The sequence below is a fragment of the Micromonospora sp. DT63 genome (assembly GCF_049841615.1).
Lineage (GTDB): Bacteria > Actinomycetota > Actinomycetes > Mycobacteriales > Micromonosporaceae > Micromonospora.
Genome location: NZ_JBNCKQ010000001.1, coordinates 1015158 through 1032915, shown reverse-complemented (window position 1 = coordinate 1032915; position 17758 = coordinate 1015158). Strand labels below are relative to the sequence as shown.

Here is a 17758-nt window from a genome sequence, read left to right as displayed (position 1 = left end):
CTGCTGATCCCGCTGCGGCCGGGTCGGCACCTCAACTACTGTCGGACTGTTCACATTTAGTAGCTTTCGTCGGGAAGGTGCAGCGATGGGGGTGCGCCGCTGGGTCGAGAGCTGGCCCCTCTACCGCCAGCTCACCGGCACCGACCCGCTCGGGCGGGGCGCGGCGGCCAAGTCCGCCCAGTCACTGTCGCTGACCGCCCGCACCGACACCGCCGACAGCGTGGCCCGTTCGGTGTGCCCGTACTGTGCGGTGGGTTGTGGCCAGCGGGTGTTCGTCAAGGACGGGCAGGTCACGCAGATCGAGGGCGATCCGGACAGCCCGATCTCGCGGGGCCGGCTCTGTCCGAAGGGTTCGGCGAGCAAGAGCCTGGTGACCAGTCCGCTGCGGCAGACGACGGTCCGCTACCGGCGGCCGTACGGCACCGAGTGGGAGGACCTCGACCTCGACACGGCGATGAACATGATCGCCGACCGGGTCCTGGCTGCCCGGGACGAGACCTGGGAAGACCGTGACGACGAGGGCCGGCCGCTCAACCGGACGTTGGGGATCTCCAGTCTGGGCGGGGCGACGCTGGACAACGAGGAGAACTACCTCATCAAGAAGTTGTTCACCGCGATGGGGGCGCTCCAGATCGAGAACCAGGCCCGTATTTGACACTCCGCCACCGTCCCCGGTCTGGGGACCAGCTTCGGTCGCGGCGGCGCCACCCAGTTCCAGCAGGACCTGTCGAACTCCGACATGATCGTCATTCAGGGTTCGAACATGGCCGAGGCGCACCCGGTGGGTTTCCAGTGGGTGATGGAGGCCAAGCGTCGCGGGGCGAAGGTCTTCCACGTCGACCCGCGGTTCACCCGGACCAGCGCGGTGGCGGACGCGTACCTGCCGATCCGGGCCGGCACGGACATCGCACTGCTCGGCGGCGTGATCCACTACATCCTCGACAACGAGCTGGACTTCCGCGAGTACGTCGTGGCGTACACCAACGCCGCCACCATCGTGACCGAGGAGTTCCGGGACACCGAGGACATGCACGGGCTCTTCTCGGGCTTCGCCGAGGAGAACGCCAGCTACGACCAGAGCAGCTGGCAGTACGAGGGCGCCGAGGAGAACATCTCCCCCCAGGACACCGAGACGCAGCGGGAGACGGCGGCCGGGCTGGAGCACGAGTCGCACGGCGCCCCGGTGAGCGGCGACACCCAGCGGGACGAGACGTTGCAACACCCCCGCTGCGTCTACCAGATCCTCAAGCGGCACTTCTCCCGCTACACGCCGGAGATGGTGGAGCGGGTGTGCGGTATTCCGCAGGAGAAGTTCCTCGAACTGGCCCAGGCGTGGACCGCCAACTCCGGCCGGGACCGGACCAGCATGCTCGTCTACTCGGTGGGGTGGACGCAGCACAGCGTGGGCGTGCAGTACATCCGCGCCGGGGCGATCATCCAGCTGCTGCTGGGCAACATGGGCCGGCCCGGTGGCGGCGTCATGGCCCTGCGGGGCCACGCCAGCATCCAGGGCTCCACCGACGTTCCGACGCTGTTCAACCTGCTGCCCGGCTACCTGCCGATGCCGCACCACGCCGACCACCCGACCTTCGACGAGTGGGTGGACAGCATCCGGCACCCCGGCCAGAAGGGCTTCTGGGGCAACGCGCGCGCCTACGCCGTGAACCTGCTCAAGGCGTACTGGGGGGACGCCGCGACCGCGGACAACGACTACTGCTACGACCACATGCCCCGGATGACCGGTGACCACGGCACCTACCAGCAGGTGTTGAACATGATCGACGGGAAGATCAAGGGGTACTTCCTGCTCGGGCAGAACCCGGCGGTCGGCTCGGCCCACGGCCGGGCGCAGCGCCTGGGCATGGCCAACCTGGACTGGCTTGTCGTCCGGGACCTGTTCATGATCGAGAGCGCCACGTTTTGGCAGCGTGCCCCGGAGATCGAGACGGGTGAGATCGTTCCGGAGCAGTGTCGTACCGAGGTGTTCTTCCTGCCCGCCGCCTCGCACGTGGAGAAGGAGGGCTCGTTCACCCAGACGCAGCGGTTGTTGCAGTGGCGCGAGAAGGCCGTCGAGCCGCCGGGCGACGCCCGCTCCGAGCTGTGGTTCTTCTACCACCTCGGCCGCATCATCAGGGAACGGCTGGCCGGCTCGACCCGGGCCCGCGACCGCGCGCTGCTTCACCTCACCTGGGACTACCCCACGCACGGTCCGCACGCCGAGCCGAGCGCGGAGTCGGTGCTCTACGAGATCAACGGGTACGAGGTGGCCAGCGGTCGACCGCTGTCGAGCTACACGGAGATGACTGACGACGGTTCCACCGCCGGCGGCTGCTGGATCTACACCGGCGTGTACGCCGACGGCGTCAACCAGGCCGCGCGCCGCAAGCCCGGCTCGGAGCAGTCCCTGGTGGCGCTCGAGTGGGGCTGGGCGTGGCCGTCCAACCGCCGCATCCTCTACAACCGTGCCTCGGCCGACCCGGACGGTAGGCCGTGGAGCGAGCGCAAGAAGTACGTGTGGTGGGACGCGGAGAAGGCCGAGTGGACCGGCTACGACGTGCCGGACTTCGAGAAGACCAAGGCGCCCTCGTACCGGCCCGAGCCGAACTCGTCAGGCGTGGCGGGCATCGCGGGGGACGACCCGTTCATCCTTCAGGGCGACGGCAAGGGCTGGCTCTACGCGCCCAGCGGCGTGCTTGACGGGCCGCTGCCGACGCACTACGAGCCGGTGGAGTCGCCGGTACGCAACCCCCTCTACCGCCAGCAGGCCAACCCGGCCCGCAAGGTCTACACCCATCCGATCAACTACCTCAACCCGAGCCCGCCGGAGCAGCACAGCGACGTCTTCCCGTACGTCTTCACGGTCAGCCGGCTCACCGAGCACCACACGGCCGGTGGCATGAGCCGGACCGTCGCGCACCTCGCCGAGCTGCAACCGGAGATGTTCGTCGAGGTGTCACCGGAACTGGCCGCCCACCGCGGCCTGACGCACCTGGGATGGGCGCACCTGGTCAGCACCCGCGCGGCCATCGAGGCGAAGGTCCTGGTCACCGACCGGGTCACTCCGCTGCGGGTGGACGGTCGGATCATCCACCAGGTGTGGCTGCCGTACCACTTCGGTTACGAGGGCCTGGTCACCGGCGACTCGGCCAACGACCTGTTCGGCATCACCCTCGACCCCAACGTCCTCATCCAGGAGAGCAAGGTCGGCACCTGCGACGTGCGGCCCGGTCGGCGTCCGAGGGGCCAGCGGCTGCTGGAACTCGTCGTCGACTACCGGCGACGGTCGGGAGACCTGAGCCACCGCTACCCGCCGCTGATCACGACCGACGTCGCCGACAGCAGCAGTGACCGGGAGGACTGACCGATGCCGCACGCCAACGCCCTGTACGGGCCGCTCGATCCGGCGCCGGATGCCGGTTACGTGGATGCGCCGCCGCGGATGGGGTTCTTCACCGACACGAGTGTGTGTATCGGGTGCAAGGCGTGCGAGGTGGCCTGCAAGGAGTGGAACGGTGTTCCGGAGAGTGGCCTGGATCTGTTGGGCATGTCGTACGACAACACGGGGGCGTTGACCGCGAACTCGTGGCGGCACGTCGCGTTCGTCGAGCAGCCGCGTTCGGTCGGGCCGGAGATACCGGCGTTCGAGGGTTACCCGGACGGGCCGACGGTCAGCCCGGCGACGGCGGCTGTGGGCGCGCGGACCAGCGCCGACACCGGCACGGATCCGGGCCTGCCACCCGGTTCGCCGGTCGCGGCGGCCCGCATGTCAGGTGGGCCCGAGTTTCTGGGGATGCCGGGTGGGCAGCCGCCGGGGCGGGGTACCGGTGTGGAGCAGCGGTCGGATTTTCGGTGGTTGATGATGTCGGATGTGTGTAAGCACTGCACGCATGCGGCTTGTCTGGATGTGTGTCCGACGGGTTCGTTGTTCCGGACGGAGTTCGGGACGGTGGTGGTGCAGGAGGACATCTGTAATGGGTGTGGGTACTGCATTTCGGCGTGCCCGTACGGGGTGATCGATCAGCGTCAGGGTGATGGTCGGGCGTGGAAGTGCACGTTGTGTTATGACCGGTTGGGTGCGGGGATGACGCCGGCGTGTGCGCAGGCGTGTCCGACGGAGTCGATTCAGTACGGGCCTCTGGACGAGTTGCGGGAGCGGGCGGCGGCGCGGGTGGCGACGTTGCATGAGCGGGGTGTGCCTGAGGCGCGGTTGTACGGGGAGGATCCGAACGACGGTGTCGGTGGTGATGGTGCGTTCTTTCTGTTGTTGGATGAGCCGGAGGTGTACGGGTTGCCGCCGGATCCGGTGGTGACGACGCGGGATCTGCCGGCGATGTGGAAACGCGCAGGCCTCGCCGCGCTCACGATGGCTGCCGTCACGGCGCTCGCGTTCCTGGGGCGGCGGCCATGACCGACACGACACCTCTGGACGGGCACCGGCGGCGGAGACGCGGCGGGGACGGCGAACAGCTCACCGTGCCGCCTGCCGACTTCAGCTCCTACTACGGCCGGCCGGTGCTCAAACCACCGGTCTGGAAGCACGACATAGCGGGCTACCTGTTCACCGGCGGCCTCGCCGCCGGCGGCTCGCTGATCGCCGCGGGCGCCCAGGTGACCGGTCGTCCCGAGTTGCGCACGATCGGCCGGTGGACGGCCCTCGGCGGTGTCACCGCCAGCACGTACCTGCTCATTCACGACCTCGGGCGGCCGAGCCGGTTCCACCACATGCTCCGGGTCGCCAAGGTGACCTCACCCATGTCCGTCGGCACCTGGATCCTCGCCGCGTTCGGGCCACTGGCCGGCGTGGCGGCGGTCGCCGAACTCGCGCCGCTGATCCCACAGCACGGCGTGCTCGGCCTCGCCCGCCGGCTGGCGCCCCCGGTCGGCAACGCCGCCGGTCTGGCCGCCGCCGCTGTCGCGCCGGCGCTGGCCACGTACACCGGGGTGCTCCTCGCCGACACGGCCGTGCCGTCCTGGCACGACGCCTACCCGTCGCTGCCCTTCGTCTTCGCCGGGAGCGCGCTCGCCGCCGCGTCCGGGGTCGGCCTGATCGCGGCGCCGGCCACGCAGACCGCCCCGCTGCGGCGACTCGCCCTCGCCGCCGCAACGGTCGAGCTGGTCGGCGGACGGCGGCTGGAGCGGCTGGGTCTGACCGGTGAGCCGTACCGGCACGGCCGCAGCGGGCGACTGGTCACCGCGGGGCGGGCGCTGCTCGCCGTGGGCACCGCCGCGGCACTGGTCAGCCGCCGCAGCCGGCTTCTGGCGGCGATCTCCGGCGCGGCCCTCGTGGCCTCGTCGGTCGCCACCCGGTTCGGTGTCTTCGAGGCGGGCCGGGTCTCCGCGCGCGATCCGAAGTACACGGTCGTGCCCCAGCGGGAGAGACTCGACGAGAAGAACGCCCCCGCGCTCCGGCCCTGAACTGGCGCGACACCTCAGCCGGTGAACAGTTTCGCCGCGGTGATGGCGGTCTGGACGATGCCGTATCCGAGCAGCGCCGCGACCAGCAGCCAGGACACCCAGAGTCGACCGGTCTGGGTGCCGACGTGCTCGGGCACCGCAGGGGTGCTCTGCGGGCCGAGGGCGACCGGCTCGGTGACCGTGGCCTTGGCCACCGGCGACGTCGGTCCCCGGTCCGGCTCGTGGAACCGGTCCGGCACGGGACGTACCAGCAGGTTGGCGATGAAACCGATGGCCAGGATGCCGACCATGGTGAACAGCGCGGGACGGTACGCCGAGGCGGTGAGGGTGCCGGGCTTGCCCTGCGTGTCGAGGATCCCGTTGACGATCAGCGGTCCGGCGACACCCGCGGCTGACCACGCGGTCAGGATCCGGCCGTGGATGGCGCCGACCTGGAAGGTGCCGAACAGGTCGCGCAGGTACGCGGGCATGGTGGCGAAGCCGCCGCCGTAGAAGGAGATGATCGCGGCGGCGACCAGCACGAAGACCGCCGTCGCGGCGTGGCCGGCGACGGCGAGCAGCACGTACAGCACCATGCCGACGCCGAGGTAGACCATGTAGATGGGCTTGCGGCCGATGAGGTCGGACGTCGTCGACCAGACGAACCGGCCGGCCATGTTGAACAGCGACAGGACACCCACGAAGCCGGCCGCCGCCGACACCGACACCGCGGTGGAGCCGTTGTCCCGGAAGAAGTCCTGGATCATCGGGCTGGCCTGCTCCAGGATGCCGATGCCCGCCGTGACGTTGCAGAACAGCACGATCCACAGCAGCCAGAACGATCGGGTACGTACCGCGTTCGTCGCGGACACGCTCGCCCGTGTCACCAGGGGGCGGCTGGCGACGCTGGCGGGATCGAACCCGGCGGGCCGCCAGTCCGGTGCCGGAACCCGGACGTTGAACGGGCCGAACATCATGATCACGAAGTAGCCGAGGCCGAACGTGACGAAGAGCGCCATGAGGGCGTGGCCCGACGCGACGGCTCCCGGATTGTCCGGGTTGTAGTTGGAGTCGTACAGCGAGAGCAGCTGGCGTGCGAGCGGGCCGGCGACCAGGGCGCCGCCGCCGAACCCCATGATGGCGAGGCCGGTGGCGAGACCCGGCCGGTCCGGGAACCACTTGATCAGCGTGGAGACGGGCGAGATGTAGCCGATGCCCAGCCCGATGCCGCCGATGACGCCGTAGCCGAGGTAGAGCAGCCAGAGTTGCTGGGTCGCGATGCCGATCGCGCCGACCAGGAATCCGGTGGCCCAGAAACAGGCGGAGACGAACATGGCCCGGCGGGGGCCGTTTCGCTCCACCCACCGGCCGCCCACCGCCGCCGACGAACCCAGCATGACGATGGCGATGCTGAAGATCGCCCCGATCGCCGTCTGGCTGGTGTCGAAGTGCGCGATGAGGGAGTTCTTGTAGACGCTCGTCGCGTAGACCTGGCCGATGCAGACGTGCACGGCCAGAGCCGCGGTCGGGATGAGCCAGCGGCTGTATCCCGGGGGAGCGACGGTGTGCCGAGGGTTGAATACCGACAGCATGGGGTCCGCACCTCCTGCGACTGAACGGGCAGACGGCGGGGCAGAGCTGCCCGTGCCGGTAGCCGACAGAGCGGTGCCGCCCCCGGTGGCGGCCCGGTGCACGCCTGCGTCAGCCGCTGACCGGCTGCATTCTCACGTTACGTGGCGGCAGGTTCGCACTTCGTCATAACTCCGAAACGCGGAAGTGCTGGTGGCGGGCTCGCGCTCCTGCTCCGTGCCAACCGGCCTCGCTAGGCGGCCACCGACGGGTCGGGTCCCGGTGTGCGGGGAACGGCGCCGGTGGTCTCCAGGATGAGCGTGGCGACCAGATCCGGGTCGTCGCTCATCGGCACGTGCCCGCAACCGGCAAGCGTCACCACGCGGGCCGCCGGCAGCCCGGCCCGGGCGCGCTCGGCCTGGTGGACGGCGAAGATGCGGTCATGGTCGCCCCAGCCGATGGTCACCGGCACCGCCGCGTCGGCCAGCCGGAGGCAGTCGAAGCGGTAGTCGCGGGAGGCTCGGGCCACGGCGTTGAAGCCCACCGCTCGCCGCAGGGCGAGCGCGTCGCCCACCGCGCGGTCGACGTCCAACAGCGTCGGGCGGGCCATCAGCGGCGCGAAGCACAACGCCCGCAGGTACGCCGAGCGCAACGCGACCCGCATGATCGGGGTGGGCAGGCGCGAGTTGGCCCGCAGCATCCTGAGGATGGCCAGTGCCCGGCGCCGCTCGGCCGGTGTGAAGAAGCCGGCGGGGGAGAAGGCGGTGGCCGACGCGACCGCCCCGGTCGCGGCCAGCTCCAGACCGATCGCCCCACCGAGGCTGTAACCGGCCACATGTGGACGCTCCAGCCCCCACTCGGTCAGGACGGGCAGCATCGCGGCGACGGTGGCGGCCATGTCGGCGGGCATCCCGGTGTCGGGCACCGGTGAGTTCCCGAAGCCGGGCAGGTCGAGGGCGATCACCTCGTGGTGGGCGGTGAGCCTGTCGAACACGGGCTCCCACGCCTGGTGGCGGTGACCGATGCCGTGGATGAGCACGAGCGGCTCACCGCTGCCCGCGCGACGGAAGTGGATGCTCATCTGCGCCCCTCCACCGACGACCTGCCGAAGGACCGGCCGAGCTGGCGTACCTCGTCCTCCATCTGACCGACCATCGTGCGGCCGCCCAACCTGGTGATCAGCGCGTCCGAGAGGCCGCTGAGCACCACCGGCCGCAGCGCCTGCACCAAGGCCAGCGACCGTGGCACGTACACCTTGCGTCTGCGGCGTTCGATGCCGCTCAGCAGTGCGTCGGCGCACTGCTCGACAGGGACGACTGTGGACAGCGGCCACGGCAGCCGGCGCAGCGTGGCGTTGAACGACGCCAGGTCGGCACGGATGTCGCGGACCAGGTCGGTGTCGATCCAGATCGGATGCGCGGTGCCGACAGTGACGCCAGCCGAGCGCGTCTCCAGGCGTAGCACGTTGGCGAACTGCTCCACGCCCGCCTTGGACGCGCAGTAGGCAGCCATGCCGGGCATCGCCGTGAAGGCCGCGGCCGACGAGACGATCAGGACGTGACCCCGCGCGGCGGTGACGTGCGGCAGCGCCGCGCTGACGGTGCGGATCGCGCCGCAGAGGTTCACCTCGACGGTACGCACCAACGCGTCGACCGGCCCTACGGCAACGGTGCCGAGGTTGGCGATGCCGGCGTTCGCCACCACCACGTCGACACCACCGAATCGGTCCACTGTGGAAGCCACCGCGGCGTCCAGCGCCGCCTGGTCGGTGACGTCGCACTCGTACCAGTGCGCGCCGAGCTCGTCGCCGAGCTGCCGGAGCCGCTCGCCCTCCAGACCCGCCAGCGCGACCCGGGCGCCCCGGGCGACGGCCGCGCGGGCCAGCTCGGCGCCGATGCCGCGCGCCGCGCCGGTGATGAAGATGGTCCGGCCCGCCAGGTCATACCGCATCGGCGTGCTCCCGTTCCGGTTCGTTGGGGCTGTGGCCGGCCGTGATCAGCCGGTGGTCGGCGGGGTGGAACCGGCGCAGACGCATCCGGAAGCTGGTGGCGAAGCCCGGCCAGATGGTGGTGTTGCGGCCGGTGGCGTCGAGATACCAGCTCGAACAGCCGGTCTGCCAGACGGTCCCGGCCATCTTCCTGTCGATCTGTTCGGTCCAGCGTCGTTGGGCCTCCGTGGTCGGCTCGATGGCCTGCGCGCCGGTGGCCCGCAGATGGCGCAGAGCCGCGAGCACCAGGCGCAACTGCGCCTCGATCATCAGCACCACCGAGGTGTGCCCGAGCCCGGTGTTCGGGCCGAGCAGGAAGAACAGGTTGGGGAAGCCGGCGATGGTCGTGCCCCGGTACGCGTGCATGCTGGGCGTCCAGGCCGTACCCAGGCTGCACCCGCCGCGGCCGTGGATGCGCCGCACGACGGGGGAGTCGGTGACGTGGAAGCCGGTGCCGAGGATGATCGTGTCCGCCGGGTGGTGCACGCCGTCGGCGGTGACCAGGCCGTCCGGCACGACCCGGGCGATGCCCTCGGTGACCACGTCGACGTTCGGCCGGGTGAGCGACGGCCAGTAGTCGTTCGAGATCAGGACCCGTTTGCAGCCCATGGCGTACCGGGGGGTGAGCTTGTCGCGCAGGGCCGGGTCGGTGACCTGACGCCGCAGCGTCCGCAGGGACAACCGGGAGGCGAGGCGGTTGACCGTCGGGTGCAGGAAGCCCAGACCCATGGTCTCGCGGAGCAGGTACAGCCCGGCCCTGGCGGCCCGCTGCGCGCCGGGCACGGTGCGGAACGCGGCCTGCTCGACCCGGCTGATGCGGCGCGAGCGCCTCGGCATGATCCAGGCGGGGGAGCGCTGGAACAGCGTCAGTCTGTCGACGGCCGGCTGGATCCGCGGCACGAACTGGACCGCCGACGCGCCGGTGCCGATGACCGCGACACGGCGGCCGGTCAGGTCGTGGTCGTGCCGCCAGCGGGCGGAGTGGAAGACCGTACCGGCGAACTTGTCGATGCCCGGCAGATCGGGCATGGCGGGCTCGCTCAGGGGGCCGGCCGCGCAGATCAGCACCCGGGCCGTGTGATCCCCGCCGGAGGTGCGCAGCAGCCAGCGTTGGCGCTTGTCGTCCCAGCGTGCCTCGTGCACCTCGTGGCGCAGCCGCAGCTTCGGGCCGATCCCGAAGCGGTCGACGCAGCCGCGTAGGTAGTCCCTGATCTCCGGCTGGCTGGAGAAGGTGGTGGACCAGCGGGGATTGGGGGCGAAGGAGAAGGAGTAGAGGTGCGACGGGACGTCGCAGGCGCAGCCGGGGTAGGTGTTGTCCCGCCAGGTGCCGCCGACGTCGTCGCCCCGGTCGAAGACGAGGTAGTCGTTGAAGCCGGCCCGTTGCAGGGCGATGGCCGCGCCCAGGCCGCCAAAACCGGCCCCGACGATGGCAACGTCCGTGTCCATCAGTCCTCCAGATGCTCGGACGCGACGTCCGGTCCGGCTTGCGAGGGCCAGGGCGGATCACCCACGCCGGTGATCCGTACGCCGCCCCACGGGTCGACCTCGGCCAGTCGGGCGGGCCGGGCCCGGTCGGCGATGCGCAGCTCGACGTCGCGGCGACCGGAGCGCAGCAGTCGTGCCACGGTCGGGTCCGGCTCGATGCGCCCACCCCAGTGGAAGCGGCCGTCGACGGGTTCCCACCGTCCGCTGAGGTGTGCCCGTACCGCGTTGCCCGCGATACTCGCCGGACCGTGATAGCTCACGGCACGATCCGTTCGTGGGCGCGGGTCAGCTCGGGTGGCAGGTCGGCGCTGGCCCGGACGCCCTCGATCCCGCTCCAGAGCAGGGTGGTCAGGTAGCCGGTGAGGGCGCTGCGGCTGAGCGGCTGTCCGTGTGTGGTCCACCAGTCGCCGACCGCCTGCACGAACCCCACCAGGCCGTACGCCCAGGGTTCGGCCGGGCCGGCGTCCAGGCCGAGCGCGCGCAGCCGGTCGCCGATCACCCGGGCCAGCCCGGCGGCCACCTGCCGGCTGGTCCCGGCGACGACCTGGTGGATGCCGGGTTGCCCGGACTGGCTCATGAGGAACCGGTAGAGCGCGGGCTGTGACTCGATCACGCCGAGGTACGCGTCGATAGTCGCCTCGACCAGGGCGCGTTCCTCTCGGACCTGCTCGATCGCGGGCGCGATGGCGTCCACGACCCGGGCCGCCACCACCTCGCTCACCGCGATCCAGAGCTGCGACTTGTCGGTGAAGTAGCGGTAGAGCACCGGCTTGCTGACGCCGGCGATGGCCGCGACCTGGTCCATGTCGACCTCGGGTCCGTGCCGCAGCAGGGCCTGTACGGCGGCGCCGACGAGCGCCTGTCTGCGCTGCTCGCGGTGGCCTGCCCAGCGGTCCCGGCGACCGTTGCCCTTCACTCTCGGGGCGTCGGCGTCGGATGCGCCCGGCGGGTCGGATCCATTGACATCCTTACGCGGCGATTGCATGCTACTACTCGTAACAGTTACCGGTCGTCACGTCAATATGGAGGAACCATGGAGACGGCGGAACCCCAGGGCGCTGCGGTCGCCGAACGGCTGCTCACGTCGTCGCTGCGGACCAGCTACGACCCGGTGGTCGAGATCGACTGGGACGCGCCGCACACCCCGGGCGCCTACTGGCTTCCGCCGCACCGCAGCAGCCTCTACGGCACCCCGCTCTGGTCCGGGTTGAGCGAGGAGCAGCGGATCGAACTCACCAAGCACGAGGTGGCCAGCGCGGCCAGCGCCGGTCTGTGGTTCGAGACGATCCTCATGCAGATGCTGATCCGGCACTACTACGACGCCGACCCGACCAGCCCGCGCGCCCAGTACGCGCTGACCGAGGTCGCCGACGAGTGCCGGCACTCGATCATGTTCGGTCGGCTGATCGAGGCGATGGGCTGTCCCGTCTACCGGGCGGACCCGCTCGACCACCTGCTCGGCCGGTTCCTCAAGGCGACCGCCAGCGGCCCCCGGATGTACGCCGCGATCCTCGTCGCCGAGGAGATCCTCGACGCGTTCCAGCGCGAGATCATGGTGGACGAGTCGCTGCAGCCGCTCATCCGGATGGTCTCGCGCATCCACGTCGTCGAGGAGGCGCGACACGTGCGGTTCGCCCGCGACGAGCTGGCCCGCCAGGTCGCGGCTGCCGGACCGGTGGGCATGGCGTACGCCCGCCTGCTGGTCGGTCGTGCCGCACACTCGATCGCCAACCGTCTCGTGCACCCCGACGCGTACGCGGCGGTGGGGATCCCGCCGGCGGTGGGCCGGGCCGCCGCCCGCGCCAACCCGCACTGGCAGGCCACGCTGCGGTGGTCGGCGGCCCGGGTGCACGACCACCTCGCGGGCGTCGGGCTGGTGGGCGGGCCGGGGCGGCGGTTGTGGGCCCGGGCCGGGCTGATCTGACGGCCGTCGTCCGGGCGGGCGCGGCGTCGACGGGTTCTGCCGGCGGCGGGACGGTGGCGATGAACTGCCCACATCAGGCAGCCGTCAGGCACGCCCGATCCGCGGCTCGTGCCGGCCGGTGAGGCGCAATCCGACACCGCGTACGGCCTCGATCGTGGCACCGGCGCCGAGGGCCCGCAACTTGGGGCGCAGCCGCTTCACCAGAGACTGCACGTCCGCTCTGCGCTCGCGTCCCTCGTCGTGCCAGACCGACCGGTGCAGCTCGGCGTAGCTCCAGATCCGGACCGGCTCGGTGATCAGGCAGGTCAGCAGGTCGTGCTCCAGCCGGGTCAGGTCGACCTCGCGACCCGCGTACCGGGCGGTGGACCGGGCCGAGTCGATGACCAGGGCGGGCTCGGGCTCGACGGTGGGCGTCGGGCTCGACTGTGGTTCGCCGAGAGGGCCGGCTCGTTGCTGCGGCACCGCGATCAGCCGGCGCAGCTCGTCGAGGTCGGCCACCAGCAGCAGCGGCGCGATCCCGTCGAGACGCTCCGCGAGCCGGATGCGCTCGGTAGGGGACGGCGTCACCGCGATCAGCAACGGAAACGGCTCGTCGGTCGGGTCGGACCCGTCCGCCGCCGTCTCGTCGTCCTCGGCCACCACACCGCCCGGGATCGATGGGCATCCCTGCCCAGCTGTCGTCATGGTCCTGACAATGATTGGCAAGCGCGCCGCCAGCAGGGCAACCGTTAGCGACAAGTTGCTCACAGCAAGTTCTTGATCGTCCTTTCCTCTCGATCATAGTGTCCACTCGGGCAACCGGCGTGACCCGCGCGGTGCATGGGGAGGCATGAGGGGGTCCGTTCGCTCGGCTCCACCGAGCTGGATCTCGCGCACTCTCACCATGGCCCACTACACCCCTGGGTCGTTCTGAGGGAGGCAGCACCGATGTTCAGACGTCCACAATGGAGACGCACGGCCAAATCGCTGGTCAGCGCCAGCGCGGCGACGATCCTCGCCGCCACATGCCTGGTCAGCGTCAGCTCCGGCGCGCAGGCCGCGCCCGGTTCGCTGGGAGCGGGCACCGCCGCCGGGGACAAGATCCGCCCGGAGCTCGCCCGGCAGCTTGAGGCCAAGACCGCAGGGGACTTCTGGATTCGGTTCAAGGACCGGGCCGACCTGAGCAAGGCCAGTGCCATCAAGGACTGGACGAAGCGCGGCGCGGCAGTCGCGCAGACGCTGCGGGAGACCGCCGCCGGGAGCCAGGGCAAGATCCGCGCCGAACTCGACAGCTCGGGTACGAAGTACCAGACCTTCTGGGCCACCAACGCCATCAAGGTGAACAGCGGCTCCCTGGCGATGGCGCAGAAGTTCGCCGCCCACGCCGAGGTCGAGGGCCTCTACGCCCCGGTCGCCTACAAGCTGCCCGAACTCACCAAGGGCACCGACGAGAAGACCGTCAACTCCGTCGAGTGGGGCGTTGCCAACATCAACGCCGACGACGTCTGGTCCCAGTACGGCGTCACCGGCGAGGGCGTCACCATCGCCAGCATCGACAGCGGCGTGCAGTACGACCACCCGGCGTTGGTGAACTCCTACCGCGGCAACAACGGCGACGGCACGTTCGACCACAACTACAACTGGTTCAACGCCGCCGGGACGTGCGCCGACGCGCCCTGCGACGACGACGGCCACGGTACGCACACCATGGGCACCATGGCCGGCTCCGCCGGCGCGAACCAGATCGGTGTCGCGCCCGGCGTCAAGTGGATCGCCGCGAACGGCTGCTGCCCGACCGACGCGGCGCTGATCGAATCCGGCCAGTGGATGCTCGAACCGACCGACCTGCGCGGTCAGAACCCGGACGCCAGCAAGCGGCCGAACATCATCAACAACTCCTGGGGCACCCGGAACCCGTCGAACGAGCCCTTCATGGAGGACGTGACGCTGGCCTGGGCCGCGTCCGGCATCTTCGGGGTCTTCTCCAACGGCAACAGCGGGCCGGCGTGCCAGACCAGCGGCTCACCGGGAAGCCTCGCCAGCAACTACTCAGCCGGCGCGTACGACGTCAACAACACCATCGCCAGCTTCTCGGCGCGCGGCGTCGGGCAGAACGGCGAGATCAAGCCCAACATCTCCGCGCCCGGCGTGAACGTCCGGTCGAGCGTTCCCGGCAACGGGTACGCCGCCGCCAGCGGCACGTCGATGGCCGCCCCGCACCTGGTGGGCGCGATCGCCCTCCTGTACTCGGCGGCGCCGTCGCTGATCGGTGACGTCGACGGAACCCGCGCGCTGCTCAACGGCACCGCTGTCGACAAGGCCGACGACCAGTGCGGCGGTACCGCCGCGGACAACAACGTCTGGGGTGAGGGCCGGCTGGACGCCCTCGCGCTGCTCAACGCCGCCCCGACCGGCGACGTCGGCACCCTGGCCGGCACGGTCACCGACGCGGCCACCGGCGCACCGATCGCCGGCGCGACAGTGACCCTCACCGGTCCGGCCTCGCGTGAGATCACCACCGGCGCCGACGGCACCTACTCGACCCAGATCCCGACCGGCGACTACCAGGTCGTCGTGTCGGCGTTCGGCTACGGCAGCACCACGAAGTCCGCGACTGTCGCCAACCGCGCGACCACGACGCTCGACGTCGCCCTGACGGCGGTGCCGCGCGTCAACGTCACCGGCTCGGTCACCGACGGCTCCGGCCACGGCTGGCCGTTGTACGCGAAGGTGACAGTGAGCGGCCCGTCCGGCGTGTACGACTACACGACGCCCTCGAACGGCCGATACAGCATCACGCTGCCGGCCGGGCAGACGTACACCCTGACGTACGAGGTGCAGTACCCGGGTTACCAGAGGGTCACCAAGGAGGTCGTGGTCGGGACGCGGAACGTGACCGCCAACGTCGCGGTGCCGGTGGACACCACCAGGTGCACGACGGCGCCCGGCTACACGTTCGGCTCCGACGGCGAGTACGAGACCTTCGACGCGACGACCACCCCGGCCGGTTGGACGGTGGTGGACAACGCGGGCAGCGGTCAGGTCTGGAAGTTCACCGACGACGGCGGTCGGGGCAACCTGACCGGTGGCACCGGCAACTTCGCGATGATCGACAGCGACGACTACGGCGCGGGCACCAGCCAGGACACCTCCCTGGTCAGCCCGGTGGTCGACCTGACCGGCGTCACGGCCCCGGTCATCCGGTTCAACCAGGACTTCAACCAGCTCAACGACGACACCGCAGACGTCGACCTGAGCATCGACAATGGCGCGACCTGGACGAACGTGCTCCGACAGGAGACCGACGTCCGGGGCCCGAAGCTCACCGAGATCCCGATTCCGCAGGCGGCCGGCAAGGCGCAGGTCCAGGTGCGGTTCCACTACTACGACGCCTCGTACGAGTGGTGGTGGGAGGTCGACAACGTCCTCATCGGCAGTCAGGTCACCTGCGTGCCGGTCGACGGCGGTCTGGTCGTGGGCAACGTCCGCGACAAGAACGACAACAGCTACGTCAACGGCGCCACCGTCACCAGCAACGACCGGCCCGCCGAGAAGGCGGTCACCGTGGCGACCCCGGACGACCCGGGACTGCCCGACGGGTTCTACTGGATCTACTCGACGCTGACCGGCACCCACAAGTTCACCGCGACGGCCGGCAACTACGTCAGCCAGAGCAAGCAGGTCGACGTCGAACCCGACTGGGCCACCGCCGCGAACTTCGTCCTCGCGGCCGGCCGGTTGTCGGTGACACCCACCCAGTTGAGCGCGACGGTCCAGATGCCCAGCGGCAAGGCCACCAGGACGTTCACCGTGACCAACACCGGCGGAGCACCGGTCGAGGTCGGCTTCGGCGAGCGGGACAACGGCTTCGAGCTGCTGCGGGCGGACGGTTCCCGGGTGACCCGGCAGCAGGTGCTCGGCGCGGCCGGCGCACCGGAGCAGCGGCTGAGCGTCCCGACGTCGTTCGCGGCCAGGGCGTCCGGCAAGGCGACGTCGGCGACCACCGCCGCGGCCGGCCCGCAGGCCGCCCCGTGGACGGACATCACCGACTTCCCGACCAACATCATGGACAACCGGGTCGTCACCCTGGACGGCAAGGTGTACTCGATCGGCGGTGGCGACGGAAGCGCCTCCACCGCGAAGACCTACGCCTACGACCCGGTCGCGCAGACCTGGACGGCGGCGGCCGACCTGCCGGGCGCCCGTAACGCGCTGACCGTTGGCGTGGTCGGCGGGAAGATCATCGCAACGGGTGGCTGGGGCGCCGAGGGCCCCGACGCCGCCACCTGGTCGTACGACCCGGAGGCCAACAGCTGGACCGAACTGGCCGACAACCCGGCGCCGCGTTCCGCGGCCGGGCAGGCCGTCGTCGGCGGCAAGCTCTACGCCGTCGGCGGCTGCACCACCGCGGAATGTGTGCCGATGTCGAACACCGTGGTCCGCTACGACCCGGGCACCGACGCCTGGGAGACGCTGGCGAACTACCCGAAGTCGGTGGCCTTCGCCTCCTGCGGCGGGATCGACGGTGTTCTCTACTGCACCGGTGGCAACGACGGCACCGCGGCGCAGAAGGCCAGCTACGCCTACGACCCGGGTGCCAACACGTGGACCGCCATCGCCGACGCGCCGACGGACAACTGGGCCAGCTCGTACGCGGTGGCCAGCGGCAAGCTCCTCGTCGTGGGTGGTTCGCAGGGCGGCGCCATCAGCAACGCCGGCTTCGCCTACGACCCGGCCACCAGCTCGTGGTCGAACCTGCCGAACGCCAACACCGCCCGGTACCGGGGTGGCGCGGCGTGTGGCTTCTACAAGATCGGTGGCTCGTCGGGCAGCTTCAACGCGGCACCGGACAGTGAGGTGCTGCCGGGCTTCGAGGGGTGTGTCGAGGCGGCGGCCGACGTGAGCTGGATGACGATCGACAAGTCGACTGTCACCCTCGCGCCGGGGGAGAAGGTCACTGTCACCGTCGGGATGACGGCGAACGTGGACCAGCCGGGCACCTACTCGGGTGCGGTCACGATCAAGGAGAACACGCCGTACTCGGTGGCGCCGGTGGCGGTGACCATGACGGCGACGCCCCCGAAGACCTGGGGCAAGCTGATGGGCACGGTGACCGGGACCAGTTGCCAGGGCGCGACCTCGCCGATCGCCGGCGCGGTGGTCCAGGTGGACTCGTGGGCGATGTCGTGGACGTTCGCGACCGACAGCGCCGGCAGGTACGCCTACTGGGTGGACCGCCGGAACAACCCGCTCACGATGATCGTCGCCAAGGACGGCTGGAAGCCCCAGACCCGTCAGACGAGGATCGACACCACCACTCCCGCGGTGGAGAACTTCGCGCTGGCACCCATCCGGTGCTGACACCCTGCGGTAAGCGGTAGCGCACCATCCGGCCCGCCTGGTCCTCGACCAGGCGGGCC

12 protein-coding genes are annotated in these 17758 nt (G+C 70.5%); 5 read left to right on the top strand and 7 right to left on the bottom strand.

Annotated elements, in window-relative coordinates; genetic code table 11:
• The first annotated feature begins 85 nt into the window (after positions 1–85).
• From fdh to nrfD, 3 genes are read left to right on the top strand one after another with little or no spacing between them, the layout of a single operon-like run.
• Positions 86–3361: a formate dehydrogenase gene (gene fdh, locus ACLQ27_RS04800; protein ID WP_357492427.1), complete on the top strand. Its 3276-nt coding sequence runs from the start codon at positions 86–88 to the stop codon at positions 3359–3361.
• 3 nt (positions 3362–3364) lie between these two features.
• Entirely contained in the window at positions 3365–4408 is a 1044-nt protein-coding gene (locus ACLQ27_RS04795; protein WP_357492426.1) for a 4Fe-4S dicluster domain-containing protein, read from the top strand.
• Positions 4405–5415: an NrfD/PsrC family molybdoenzyme membrane anchor subunit gene (gene nrfD / locus ACLQ27_RS04790; RefSeq protein WP_425865752.1), complete on the top strand. Its 1011-nt coding sequence runs from the start codon at positions 4405–4407 to the stop codon at positions 5413–5415. The genes ACLQ27_RS04795 and nrfD overlap by 4 nt, the downstream gene beginning before the upstream one ends.
• Positions 5416–5429: 14 nt before the next feature.
• Here the strand turns inward: nrfD and ACLQ27_RS04785 are convergent, their stop codons facing one another.
• From ACLQ27_RS04785 to ACLQ27_RS04760, 6 genes are all read right to left on the bottom strand, one after another.
• Positions 5430–6986, bottom strand: coding sequence for an OFA family MFS transporter (locus ACLQ27_RS04785; protein WP_425865751.1), 1557 nt, complete (start codon positions 6984–6986; stop codon positions 5430–5432).
• Positions 6987–7216: 230 nt separating this feature from the next.
• Entirely contained in the window at positions 7217–8044 is an 828-nt protein-coding gene (locus ACLQ27_RS04780) for an alpha/beta fold hydrolase (protein WP_357492420.1), read from the bottom strand.
• Complete coding sequence (locus ACLQ27_RS04775; protein WP_357574063.1) at positions 8041–8913, bottom strand: SDR family oxidoreductase; 873 nt, start codon at positions 8911–8913, stop codon at positions 8041–8043. Before ACLQ27_RS04775 ends, ACLQ27_RS04780 begins: the two co-directional genes overlap by 4 nt.
• Positions 8903–10396, bottom strand: a complete 1494-nt coding sequence (locus tag ACLQ27_RS04770; protein WP_425865750.1) for a flavin-containing monooxygenase — start codon at positions 10394–10396, stop codon at positions 8903–8905. Before ACLQ27_RS04770 ends, ACLQ27_RS04775 begins: the two co-directional genes overlap by 11 nt.
• The gene (locus tag ACLQ27_RS04765; protein WP_357574061.1) at positions 10396–10695 is read right to left on the bottom strand and encodes a DUF4873 domain-containing protein; all 300 of its coding nucleotides are present in this window, start codon (positions 10693–10695) and stop codon (positions 10396–10398) included. The genes ACLQ27_RS04770 and ACLQ27_RS04765 overlap by 1 nt, the downstream gene beginning before the upstream one ends.
• Positions 10692–11420 carry a TetR/AcrR family transcriptional regulator gene (locus ACLQ27_RS04760; RefSeq protein WP_357492412.1) on the bottom strand — a complete coding sequence of 243 codons (729 nt, stop codon included), beginning with the start codon at positions 11418–11420 and terminating at the stop codon, positions 10692–10694. Before ACLQ27_RS04760 ends, ACLQ27_RS04765 begins: the two co-directional genes overlap by 4 nt.
• A gap of 48 nt (positions 11421–11468) precedes the next feature.
• Here ACLQ27_RS04760 and ACLQ27_RS04755 point away from each other — a divergent pair, with 48 nt between their 5' ends.
• Positions 11469–12359 (top strand): AurF N-oxygenase family protein, encoded by an 891-nt coding sequence (locus ACLQ27_RS04755; RefSeq protein WP_234588841.1) that lies wholly within the window; start codon positions 11469–11471, stop codon positions 12357–12359.
• Positions 12360–12443: 84 nt separating this feature from the next.
• Here the strand turns inward: ACLQ27_RS04755 and ACLQ27_RS04750 are convergent, their stop codons facing one another.
• Entirely contained in the window at positions 12444–13043 is a 600-nt protein-coding gene (locus tag ACLQ27_RS04750) for a winged helix-turn-helix domain-containing protein (RefSeq protein ID WP_357574060.1), read from the bottom strand.
• A gap of 243 nt (positions 13044–13286) precedes the next feature.
• Between ACLQ27_RS04750 and ACLQ27_RS04745 the strand changes: the two genes are divergently transcribed.
• Positions 13287–17699, top strand: a complete 4413-nt coding sequence (locus tag ACLQ27_RS04745) for a S8 family serine peptidase (protein WP_425865749.1) — start codon at positions 13287–13289, stop codon at positions 17697–17699.
• Positions 17700–17758: the final 59 nt, after the last annotated feature.

Bases quoted from the DNA above. Each gene is read 5' to 3' on its own strand.
- ACLQ27_RS04795 (WP_357492426.1), top strand. From the start codon at position 3,365: ATGCCGCACGCCAACGCCCTGTACGGGCCGCTCGATCCGGCGCCGGAT.
- nrfD (WP_425865752.1), top strand. From the start codon at position 4,405: ATGACCGACACGACACCTCTGGACGGGCACCGGCGGCGGAGACGCGGC.
- ACLQ27_RS04785 (WP_425865751.1), bottom strand. From the start codon at position 6,986: ATGCTGTCGGTATTCAACCCTCGGCACACCGTCGCTCCCCCGGGATAC.
- ACLQ27_RS04780 (WP_357492420.1), bottom strand. From the start codon at position 8,044: ATGAGCATCCACTTCCGTCGCGCGGGCAGCGGTGAGCCGCTCGTGCTC.
- ACLQ27_RS04775 (WP_357574063.1), bottom strand. From the start codon at position 8,913: ATGCGGTATGACCTGGCGGGCCGGACCATCTTCATCACCGGCGCGGCG.
- ACLQ27_RS04770 (WP_425865750.1), bottom strand. From the start codon at position 10,396: ATGGACACGGACGTTGCCATCGTCGGGGCCGGTTTTGGCGGCCTGGGC.
- ACLQ27_RS04760 (WP_357492412.1), bottom strand. From the start codon at position 11,420: ATGCAATCGCCGCGTAAGGATGTCAATGGATCCGACCCGCCGGGCGCA.
- ACLQ27_RS04755 (WP_234588841.1), top strand. From the start codon at position 11,469: ATGGAGACGGCGGAACCCCAGGGCGCTGCGGTCGCCGAACGGCTGCTC.
- ACLQ27_RS04750 (WP_357574060.1), bottom strand. From the start codon at position 13,043: ATGACGACAGCTGGGCAGGGATGCCCATCGATCCCGGGCGGTGTGGTG.
- ACLQ27_RS04745 (WP_425865749.1), top strand. From the start codon at position 13,287: ATGTTCAGACGTCCACAATGGAGACGCACGGCCAAATCGCTGGTCAGC.